10 protein-coding genes are annotated in these 10,571 nt (G+C 60.7%); 4 read left to right on the top strand and 6 right to left on the bottom strand.

The window, feature by feature from the left end:
- The 4 genes from WBQ77_RS02480 to sfsA form a co-directional block, all read right to left on the bottom strand.
- The coding region (locus WBQ77_RS02480; RefSeq protein ID WP_424058771.1) for a DUF4437 domain-containing protein at nt 1-318 on the bottom strand (318 nt) is incomplete at its 3' end.
- Between the two features lie 95 nt (nt 319-413).
- A complete protein-coding gene (locus WBQ77_RS02485) occupies nt 414-836 on the bottom strand; it encodes a zinc-binding dehydrogenase (RefSeq protein ID WP_424041602.1) in 423 nt (140 codons plus the stop codon).
- 125 nt (nt 837-961) lie between these two features.
- Nucleotides 962-1,783, bottom strand: a complete 822-nt coding sequence (map, locus tag WBQ77_RS02490; RefSeq protein WP_424041603.1) for a type I methionyl aminopeptidase — start codon at nt 1,781-1,783, stop codon at nt 962-964.
- A gap of 69 nt (nt 1,784-1,852) precedes the next feature.
- Nucleotides 1,853-2,572: a DNA/RNA nuclease SfsA gene (sfsA, locus tag WBQ77_RS02495; RefSeq protein WP_424041605.1), complete on the bottom strand. Its 720-nt coding sequence runs from the start codon at nt 2,570-2,572 to the stop codon at nt 1,853-1,855.
- A 111-nt stretch (nt 2,573-2,683) separates the two neighbouring features.
- Here sfsA and WBQ77_RS02500 point away from each other — a divergent pair, with 111 nt between their 5' ends.
- Complete coding sequence (locus WBQ77_RS02500; protein WP_424041606.1) at nt 2,684-3,454, top strand: competence/damage-inducible protein A; 771 nt, start codon at nt 2,684-2,686, stop codon at nt 3,452-3,454.
- A 645-nt stretch (nt 3,455-4,099) separates the two neighbouring features.
- Here WBQ77_RS02500 and WBQ77_RS02505 read toward each other — a convergent pair.
- Complete coding sequence (locus WBQ77_RS02505; RefSeq protein ID WP_424058773.1) at nt 4,100-4,459, bottom strand: hypothetical protein; 360 nt, start codon at nt 4,457-4,459, stop codon at nt 4,100-4,102.
- Nucleotides 4,460-4,515: 56 nt separating this feature from the next.
- Nucleotides 4,516-8,220 (bottom strand): vitamin B12-dependent ribonucleotide reductase, encoded by a 3,705-nt coding sequence (locus tag WBQ77_RS02510; protein WP_424058775.1) that lies wholly within the window; start codon nt 8,218-8,220, stop codon nt 4,516-4,518.
- Between the two features lie 468 nt (nt 8,221-8,688).
- Here WBQ77_RS02510 and WBQ77_RS02515 point away from each other — a divergent pair, with 468 nt between their 5' ends.
- From WBQ77_RS02515 to WBQ77_RS02525, 3 genes are all read left to right on the top strand, one after another.
- Nucleotides 8,689-9,081 (top strand): NADH:ubiquinone oxidoreductase subunit NDUFA12, encoded by a 393-nt coding sequence (locus tag WBQ77_RS02515; RefSeq protein ID WP_424042308.1) that lies wholly within the window; start codon nt 8,689-8,691, stop codon nt 9,079-9,081.
- Between the two features lie 59 nt (nt 9,082-9,140).
- On the top strand, nt 9,141-9,896 hold the full coding sequence (locus WBQ77_RS02520; protein ID WP_424058777.1) for a class I SAM-dependent methyltransferase: 756 nt from the start codon (nt 9,141-9,143) through the stop codon (nt 9,894-9,896).
- Nucleotides 9,897-10,042: 146 nt separating this feature from the next.
- On the top strand, nt 10,043-10,571 hold a 529-nt coding region (locus WBQ77_RS02525), incomplete at its 3' end, for a DUF2155 domain-containing protein (RefSeq protein WP_424058779.1).

Below are 10,571 nucleotides of genomic sequence, written 5' to 3' on the forward strand. Positions count from 1 at the left end.
CTTTGCGGCATCAGGGTCGTCATTGTGAACGAGGCCGGTAATGACCACGCCGCGGTAGGTGACATTGTGAATATGTGGTGGAGAGGAGAAGCCATCGACAAACTTGACGAGAAAGCCAGTGGGGCCCGCGCCAGCACGATCGCCCCAGAGAGTAGCTGCCTTGGGGCCCTTATCTCCCCGTAGTGGGTTTAGAGGTGTCCATTTGACGTCGGAAACCGAAGCTACCTCGACGGTCGTCTTGATGCCATTAGCTGCAACTGTCCCACTGAACCAGGCCGACATGCATAAGGAAAGAGCGAGAGATGAAAACGTTTTCATGCAAGTGCTGTTACCGAATTCAATACGCGAAGTGCCGACGTTCGAACCGCTCCGTTGGGCTGGCGGTCTCCTTCCAGGGTGCCATTGTGCCATCCCTAGACTTCAACTATCACCTTGCCAATAGCCTTCCTGCTTTCCAGGCGCGCATATGCTTGTCCAGCCTCGCCTAGCGTGTATCGCCTCTCGTCCAGCACCGGCTTTGGTCTGCCGGATTCCACGACCTCGGCTACTCTTTGCAAGATCTCCGCGTGTGCCGCACGCCCAAAATCGTAAAGCATTGGAATCAGCTTAAATACAATGTGCAGTGATAGCCCCTTGAAGTGCGCTACGGACAAGTCCAGCTCACATAACGCTACGGCAGTTGCGATCATTGCTTCGGCGAAGGACCCGAACCGGGTCAAAATGGCCTTGGCCAAGAGTTTCGTGTCCCGGCGCGGCATGGCTCGGAACAGCACGAGTTTGAGGAGTTCATAGTCGGGGAGGGACTCTCCGCTACCCTCGCGGAAACGCTTTCGCAAGCGTTCGCGGCGGCTGAGATAATGCGGCTTGCGGCTCCCTCGAAGCCATTATCGGCCGAGCCCATTTTTTCTTTAGGGCTCATGGCGTCGAGTCCCGGTTCGTCGACTCCTGGAGCGGTTCACGCTCAGCTACGCGTGAGCGGCCGATCAAGTCCCGTCGGCGACAGAGTGAAGATCTCGCATCCCGTCTCCGTCACACCGACTGTATGCTCGTATTGAGCGGATAGCGAACGGTCGCGCGTCACGGCTGTCCAGCCATCGGAAAGGATCTTCACGTGGGGCTTGCCGAGATTTATCATCGGTTCGATCGTGAAGAGCATGCCAGCTTTCAACGGCAGCCCTTCGCCCGGCTCGCCATAGTGAAGAATGTTCGGCCGGTCGTGAAAAACGCGCCCCAAACCGTGGCCACAGAAATCGCGCACCACGCCGCAGCGCTCCGCCTCCGCATAAGCCTGGATCGCATGGCCGATATCGCCGGTTGTCGCGCCCGGCTTCACCGCTTCGACGCCCAGCATGAGGGCCTTGTGCGTCACGTTGAGCAGGCGCTCGGCGGCGCGGGAAATTTTACCGACCGGATACATGCGGCTGGAGTCGCCATGCCAGCCATCGACGATGAGCGTGACGTCGATATTCAGGACATCGCCTTCACGCAACGCGCGCGGGCCCGGAATTCCGTGGCACACCACGTGGTTCAAGGACGTGCAGATCGATTTCGGGAAGCCCCGATAGTTCAACGGCGCCGGAATCGCGTCATGGGACATGGCGAAATCGAACAGCAGGTCGTCGAGCGCCTCGGTGGTGATGCCGGGCTCCATGTGGGAGACGAGCATGTCGAGGGCTTCGGCTACAAGCCGGCCTGCCTTCGCCATGCCAGCGAATGCGTCCGGACCGTGGAGCTTGAGTCTGCTGTCGCGCGTCTGGGCGCAGGCTACTTCGAGATTGGACATTGCTCAGGATTATAGGAGGGGTTTCCGATACAACTAGTGCGAAATCGCCTTGAGTTCAAGACGACGCAGTCACACCGGCGGGATCAGGGGGATCGGACGGGGTGGGCTGAGCCCCCCCAGAGACAGGCTTGAGACCAGCGCCAGGGCCTCGACCCCGGATGCGGCCGCCGCGCGGAAGGCCGCCGCATAGGCCGGGTCGATATCTTCGGCCAGCGCGAAGGCGTCCGCATCGCCGCGCTGAACGAAATAGACCATGATCGCCCGGGCGCCGGCTGCCGCCATCTGAGACAGCGCAGCTAGGTGTTTTGCGCCCCGCACCGTCACCGAATCCGGGAACTCGGCAAGCCCCGCTTCGCGCATCAAATGGACGTTCTTGATCTCCACATAGCAGGGCGGGCGGGCCTCGTCCTCGAGCAGGATGTCGATCCGGCTATTGCCGCCATAGCGCACCTCACGGCGCAAGGATGCATAGCCTGTGAGTTCGGGAATGAGGTCGTTTTGGATAGCCGAGGCGACCGCACCATTGGGGCTCGACGTGTTGATGCCCACCAGCGTGGCCCCTCGGCCAAGGTCTACCTCGATCAACTCCCAAGAGAAGGCCAGCTTCCGTTTTGGATTGTCCGAACGCGATAGCCAGACGCGCGAGCCCGGGGTCGCGAGCCCCAGCATCGACCCTGGATTGGCGCAATGCGCCGTAACCATCTCACCCGTGTGGAGTTCGACATCGGACAGAAAGCGTTTGTACCGCCGGATCAGCCGGCCCTCGACAAGAGGCGCAGAAAACCGCATGAGCATCAGAGAAACCTAAAGACGCGATCACAACGCCGCAAGGATTTGGCCGATCCGGCTACGAAGTGAGGCGGAAGTGGCCGCACCTTCAGCAGCCGGAGGAACAAATCGATGAGCCATGAGACGCCAACAGAGCAGCCCGTCACCGCCGCGCTTGTCGTGATCGGGGAGGAGATTCTTTCGGGCCGCACCAAGGATGCGAACACGCCCTATATCTCGGCGCATCTTGCTAACGCTGGCATCTCGTTACGCGAGGTGCGGGTCGTGGCCGATATCGAGGCCGAGATCGCGGACGCGGTGAACGCACTGCGGCAGCGTTACGCCTATGTACTCACGACGGGTGGGATCGGTCCCACCCATGACGATGTCACCACCGATGCGATCGGCCGAGCCTTCGATGTGCCTGTCGCTATCAACGAAGAGGCGGTCGCGGCGATGCGCCTGCAATACCGACCGGAGGACCTTACACCCACGCGGCTGAGAATGGCCCGCATTCCGGAAGGCGCGGCGCTGATCCATAATGCCGTTTCGCGCGCGCCCGGCTACATGATCGAGAATGTGATCGTGATGGCCGGCATTCCCGGCGTGATGCAGGTGATGCTGGACGAGGTCATGCCGCGTCTTGCCAAGGGGCGACCCCTTCAAGCTCGCGCCGTACGGGTGAGCGCGCCTGAAAGCGAAGTAGCCACACCGCTTGCCGCGCTGCAGACGGCCTATGCCGATGTACAGATGGGGTCCTATCCGTTCTTCGAACATCGGCGCTACGGGACCTATCTTGTCCTTCGCTCCGTTGACGACGACAGGCTCGACGAAGCCCTCGATGCGCTTTGGCGTCTCATTGCCGAGCACGGCTTTACGGCGAGCCAAGTCGAAGAGTCTTAACGCACTGACCGACGAGGCACGATTCGAGTCACCAAGGGCGCGATTTTGCCCGGTCTTAAAGCTGTGGAAATATTTTCACCGTGAGGCTCTCGCAAGCTGTGTTCGAGCCGATTTCTGACAGACGAGACCATGCGATTCGCACATGTGCTGCCATAGCGGGACGCTCTTGGGTCGGTTTGGCGGCGTGCATCACCGCTCAAGCGCGCGTTTGTTCTCATTCCGAGCGCTCGATAAATCGCAAGCTGCATGAACATATAGTGCGTGCACTGTGGAACATGCATTCAAGACGTGATCCTACTGCGACGATTACGCCAATCACGGTTAGCGGCGTCATGGTGGGTGGAGGGAGGGCGATTCAGGGCTCTTGTTCAGGTAAAAGCCATCGGTGTGCGGATGAATGGGCGCGCTAGCGGGGCAAGGTCACTTGGTCCTGAGGAGCCACCCGATTGGGGCGTCGCGGAGTGGGCGCCAAGTCGCGCGCTAAGTCCCACGTCAAGCCCTGAGTCAGGCCCTGCATCAAGGGCGGAGCGCGCTGGCACTCATTCTACGACTCCGAGTGCGCCGCTAGTAAGTGCCTAATTTGACGCAATAAAAAGGCGCAAGGAGCGGTGTCCTCACGCCTTTTTGCGATGCTGTCGCGAAAAGCTAGGCTCTCTTTTTGGCCCTCTTTTTTGCTGCGGTTTTCTTCTTTGCAACCCGCTTTTTTGCGACAGTCTTTTTCTTGACCACCCGCTTTTTTGCGACGGTTTTCTTCTTCGCGACCCGCTTTTTCGCGGCTACTTTTTTGCGAACGGTCTTTTTCTTGGCGACGGCCTTCTTCTTCGCGGCGGTCTTTCTTACCGCGGTCCGCTTCTTCGCCGCAGCCGTCTTTCTGGTTGTCTTCCGCCGGGCGGCCGATTTCCTCGCAGTTACCCTCTTCTTGGCGACGGTCTTTTTCTTGGCGGCGGTTTTCCTTTTTGCCGTCGCCTTCTTTTTCGTGGTGGTCTTCTTTTTCGTTACTGCCATTTCTAGATCCCTTCCTATCGATTGGCTGGCTAATCGGATGACTCTAAAACTACACCCTAACTACACCCGCTCGTCGATCCGCACGTATCGCATTTGAGGCACGTCCCGTTTCGAACAAGGGTAAAGTTCCCGCATTCTCCACATGCTTCCCCTTCATAACCTTTAACGCGCGCCTCGGCGACGAGCGCCGATGCACCGCGTTGGGCCAAGGCCTCGACGGCAAGGGCAACATGTTCTGCCGTTTCGGAAGACGTTGTTTCGAGCGATGCGGACGTCAGACTTGTTGTTTGAGTCAGAGACGCCTTGTCCATGTTCTCGCTAACGGCTTGCACCTGCGCAGTTGCCGATAGCGCGTCGCCTTTGCCGGAAGCAGGGCGTTCGCCGAGCCGACCCCGGGTGAAGCCGGGAGACACGAGCATTTCGGGGCGCGACTCTGCACGGCTCGCATCGCCCGATCCGACGGTGGTGTTCCCGATTTCGTTGGGATCGACATGAGCGAGTTCGAAACGGCCGAGATAGGACACCGCCAGTTCCCGGAATAGATAGTCGAGAATGGACGTGGCGTTCTTGATGGCCTCGTTCCCACGCACCGGACCTGCTGGTTCGAAGCGCGTGAAGGTGAATGCATCGACGAATTCGTCGAGCGGCACGCCATATTGCAGGCCAACTGATACCGCTATGGCGAAATTGTTCATCAGCGACCGAAAGGCGGCGCCTTCCTTATGCATGTCGATGAAGATTTCGCCCAAACGGCCATCGTCGTATTCGCCGGTCCGCAGATAAACCTTGTGGCCGCCCACCACTGCCTTTTGCGTATAGCCCTTGCGCCGGTCTGGTAGGCGCTCGCGGTCCGCCGATGAGCTCACCCGTTCGATCACCCGTTCGACGATCCGCTCGGTCACGACGGCCGCGCGCTGGACCGCGGGCTGATCGGAAGCGATGGCTGTCAGCACGTCGTCCTGTTCGTCTTCATCATCGGCCAGGAGCTGTGCATTGAGCGGCTGAGACAGTTTGGAGCCGTCGCGATAGAGCGCGTTGGCCTTCAGGGCCAGACGCCAGGACAGGAGATAGGCCGCCTTGCAGTCCTCCACGGAGGCGTCGTTCGGCATATTGATGGTCTTGGAGATCGCGCCGGAGATGAAGGGCTGCGCCGCCGCCATCATTCGGATATGGCTCTCCACGGACAGGAAGCGCGTGCCATTGCGCCCGCAAGGCGAGGCACAGTCGAACACCGGCAGATGCGCGGGGTCGAGGCCCGGCGCCTCTTCGAGAGTCATCGCACCGCAGGCATATTCGTTCGCCGCATCGATATCGGCCTTGGCGAAGCCGATCTCTGCCAGGAGGTCGAAATCGGGCTGATCGAGCCGTTCTGCGGCAAGGCCCAGCTTCTCCGTGCAGAAGTCTTCGCCAAGCGTCCATTTGTTGAAGACGAACTTGATATCGAAGGCCGACTCGACCGCCTTTTCGACGATGTCGAGCTTATCGGGCGTGAAGCCTTTTGCTGCCAGGGCCTCGAGATTCACACCCGGCGCCCCTTCGAGTGAGCCACGACCCACCGCATAGTCGATAATCTGCTCGATCTCGGCTTCCTTATAGCCAAGCGCTTCGAGCGCCTGCGGCACTATGCGGTTGATGATCTTGAAATAGCCGCCGCCGGCCAGCTTCTTGTACTTCACCAGGGCGAAGTCCGGTTCGATGCCGGTCGTGTCGCAGTCCATTACAAGGCCAATCGTGCCTGTTGGCGCGATGACCGTGGCCTGGGCGTTGCGATAGCCGTACTGGCGTCCAAGCTCTAGCGCCTGATCCCAGGCCCGCATTGCATGGGTGAGGAGGCGCGGGTCGGGGCAGGCGGCATGGTGGAGCGGAACCGGCGGGGTCGACAGCTCCTCATAGCCGTACTGCTCTCCCCGTGAGGCGCGCGCATGGTTGCGAACAACCCGCAGCATGTTTTCGCGGTTTGCATCGAAGCCGGGAAAGGCCCCGAGCTCGCGCGCCATTTCCGCGCTCGTGGCGTAGGAGACGCCTGTCATGATCGCGGTCAGCGCACCACCCAGCGCCCGGCCTTCGTCACTGTCGTAAGGAATGCCGGAGGCCATCAGGAGCCCGCCAATATTGGCGTAGCCCAACCCCAGCGTCCGGTACTCATAAGAGAGCTGCGCAATTTGGCGCGAGGGGAACTGCGCCATCGTCACGGCGATCTCGAGGACGACCGTCCACAGCCGGATTGCGTGCTCGTAGCTGTCGACTTCGAAGCTGCCGTCCCCAGCCTGGAACGCCATCAGATTGAGCGAGGCGAGGTTGCAGGCCGTATCGTCGAGGAACATGTACTCCGAGCACGGGTTAGAGGCGTTGATGTTGCCGCCAGCGGGGCAGGTGTGCCAGTCGTTGATCGTCGTATGAAACTGGATGCCTGGATCTGCGCACGACCATGCGGCGTAGCCCACCTGGTCCCATAGGGCGCGCGCTTTGAGCGTCTCTGCCACGCCACCTGTCTTGCGGAAGATCAAGTTCCAATCGCCGTCTTCCTCGACGGCTTGCAAGAATTCGTCCGTGACGCGCACGGAGTTGTTCGAGTTCTGTCCGGCGACCGTGCGATAGGCCTCCGAGTCCCAATCCGTGTCGTAGATCGGAAATTCGATCGAGGTGTAGCCCTGGCGCGCGAATTGGATGATCCGCCGGATCATGCTGTCCGGTACCCTCGCCTTGCGGGCTGCCTTGACCTCGCGCTTCAGAGCCGGATTCTGCTTCGGGTCGAAGCAACCGTCATTGTCGCTGTCGCAGTTGACGCAGGCCCGCAGGACCGCGTTCAGCCGGTCCGAAAGGACTTTGGAGCCCGTGACGAGCGCCGCTACCTTCTGCTCTTCGATGACCTTCCAATTGATGTAGGGCTCGATGTCCGGATGGTCGATGTCCACCACGACCATCTTGGCCGCGCGGCGGGTGGTGCCGCCAGATTTGATCGCGCCGGCCGCCCGGTCGCCGATCTTCAGGAAGCTCATCAGTCCAGAGGACTTTCCGCCGCCCGAAAGGGGTTCGTTTTCGCCGCGCAGCCGCGAGAAATTTGTGCCGGTGCCCGAGCCGTACTTGAACAGGCGCGCCTCGCGCACCCACAGATCCATGATGCCGTTCTCGTTGACCAGATCGTCGTCGATCGACTGGATGAAACAGGCATGGGGCTGGGGATGTTCATAGGCGGACTCGGAGGCCTTCAGAGCGCCGGTCTCGAAGTCCACGTAATAGTGGCCCTGGCTCGGGCCATCGATGCCGTAGGCCCAGTGCAGTCCCGTGTTGAACCATTGTGGGCTATTGGGGGCGCCCATCTGCTTGGCCAGCATGAAGCGCATCTCGTCGAAGAAAGCCGCCGCGTCGTCTTCGGACGAGAAATAGCCGCCCTTCCAGCCCCAGTAGGTCCAGGTACCCGCTAGGCGGTCAAAGACTTGCCGCGCGTCGGTTTCGCTGCCGAACTTTTCGGTTTCTGGCAACGCGTCCATCCTGCCCGTGTCGGGGACGGAGCGCCAGAGCCATGAGGGGACCGCGTTCTCTTCGACGCGCTTGAGCTTGGCGGCGATGCCCGCCTTGCGGAAATATTTCTGAGCCAGGATATCTGCTGCGACCTGACTCCAATGAGCTGGGACCGAGAACCTCTCCAGAGCAAAGACGATCGATCCGTCCGGGTTCTTGATCTCGCTGGCGCCCTCGCGAAACTGAATACCTTCGTATGGAGACCGTCCCTTTTCCGTAAAACGTCTTTGAATCCGCATCTTAGCTCATGCCCCTTCCGAGAGTTTCGGCCCCAAATCCCGCGTTCTGTGCGAACTTTCAGACTGGTCCGATTCGAACTTGCCCTCAACACCGGGCAATCAATATCTTGATGTTGAGAGGTTGAAATATACTAAACCCTGTGGGTAGGGGTATGAACAGTATGTGGAAAGCCGGTGGACAAACCGCAAGCGCCGACGTGGAAAAGCGCTGAAAATCAGTTATTTAAGACCTCGGGCGCTGGCCAGCATCGACTCGTCGGACGCCTCCCGTATCAGTGCATAAGGTGTTGACGAGGACACGACATCTGGGCCCCGGCAACGGTTGTGGTATCTAAACAGTACGTTTTCGCCGTGTCCGCGCGGCGATCCGGCCGCTGGACAGGGAACCTGTGGGCGGGCCATAGTCAGCTATAGCGCACTGCACAAATTCGCAGCTGAGACGCAGACATCCAACGGTGAAGACTGTTCATGGGATTCCTTAGTGACATGTTTACCTGGTGGCACGGCGACACGCTGGGAACGCGCCTCTACACATGGCGTAAGGGCGAACGCGTCGGCGAAGACGGTCTCGGCAACGTCTACTACCGGGAGCGGAATGGCATGCGCCGCTGGGTGATCTACAAGGATCTGTCCGAGGCCTCGCAAATCCCACCCGCCTGGCACGCCTGGATTCATTTCATCACCGACGAGTTGCCGAGCGATGAGGATTACAAGCCGCGGCCGTGGGAAGAGGCGCATCGGCCCAATCTGACCGGGACCTATGAAGCCTACAGGCCGCCAGGCTCCGTGATGCGGCCGCGCGTTCAGGAGCAGCCGCTGGATTACGAACCCTGGTCCCCGGACTCCGCGCAAGCCAAATAATGCACGGACCCATCACCGACCCTATCGAGTCTTGTAGGGCGCCTCGCACGGCCCCCCGCGTGCTGCAGCGGTGGTCTGCCTCGGATTTTGCAAAGAACGGCCGGTTCATCCAGGACATGGCGGGCCCCATCTTCGCGCTTCTCGCGCCCAAGCCCGGCGAGCGGATTTTGGACCTTGGTTGCGGCGACGGAACGCTGACGGCGGAAATCGAGGCTGCCGGGGCCGACGTTCTTGGGGTCGACACCAGCGAGGAACTCCTGGCCGTCGCACGTATGAAGGGGCTGTCGGTGAACATAGTCGACGCCCACGCCCTCGACTATGTCAAAGAATTCGACGCCGTGTTTTCGAATGCGGCGCTGCACTGGATGCAGGCACCGGACCTCGTGATCGAGGGCGTTGCGCGCGCACTCCGGCCCGGCGGTCGGTTCATTGGCGAATTCGGCTGTCACGGCAATGTTGCGGCGATCGCCACGGCCCTCCGGGCCGTTGTGAAGGCGCGCGGCGGCGATCCGGAGCAGGCGGTGCGCTGGTACTTCCCGACCATGGAGGAGTATGGAGCGCTTCTGTCGGACCATGGCTTCGCCGTCCGGGAGATGGCGGTCGTGCCGCGGTCAACGCCACTCAAGGCGGAGATGGAAGGCTGGCTCCGAACGTTCTGCCGCTTCTTCTTCGACTGGTTCGAGGAGCCGGAGCGGAGCGACGTCTTGGCGGACGTGCTCGAACTGTTGAAGCCCTCGCTGTGCGATACCGAAGGTCGCTGGACGGTAAATCACATCCGGCTTCGCTTCAGTGCCGAGCGCAGTCCAAGTGAATAAACGCCTAGGAAAGCTGAGGCATCTATGTCACATCGTTGCCTTAATGATCGCTCACGCGTTGGGTGATACGGGAACAGCTTTCGCCGACTAGTCAGGCTAAGGTGATGTGTTCGGTGCGATTCTGGAGGCCGGAGGTGAGCGACTAGATGCAAGGTGAGCGGATTCATACGGGACGGCAATTGGCCGAGCGCGCCGTTTTTGCCGCGCTTGCAACCTGCGCGCTGGCTCTCCCTGCAACAACTGTTCGCGCCGAACCCCTTCAGAACGAAGTCGCCGGCTTCGCCGCTTTGGACAAGGTGACCGGCCGGATCCAGCATCTGGAGATTCCGATCAATCAGACGGTCGAGTTCGGCGCCCTGAAGGTAACCCCGCGGATCTGTAATTCGCGCACACTCACCGAGAAGCCCGAAACGGCCTCCTTCGTCGAGGTGGACGAGGTGAAACTAACCGGCGAGCAGCAGCGTATTTTTACTGGCTGGATGTTTGCCGAGAGCCCGGGGCTTCACGCCGTCGAGCATCCGGTGTTCGACGTCTGGCTCACGAGCTGCAAGAAGCCGATCGGCGGCGTGCCTGCCGAAAGCGTGGAGAACGAGGACGCCGAGGCTCCGGCGGAAGCCGCAGCCGCTGCGTCCGCTGTACCGGCCCCACCTGCGGCACCGGCCCCACCTGCAGCAC

The organism is Methyloceanibacter sp. (genome assembly GCF_049590335.1).
Lineage (GTDB): Bacteria > Pseudomonadota > Alphaproteobacteria > Rhizobiales > Methyloligellaceae > Methyloceanibacter.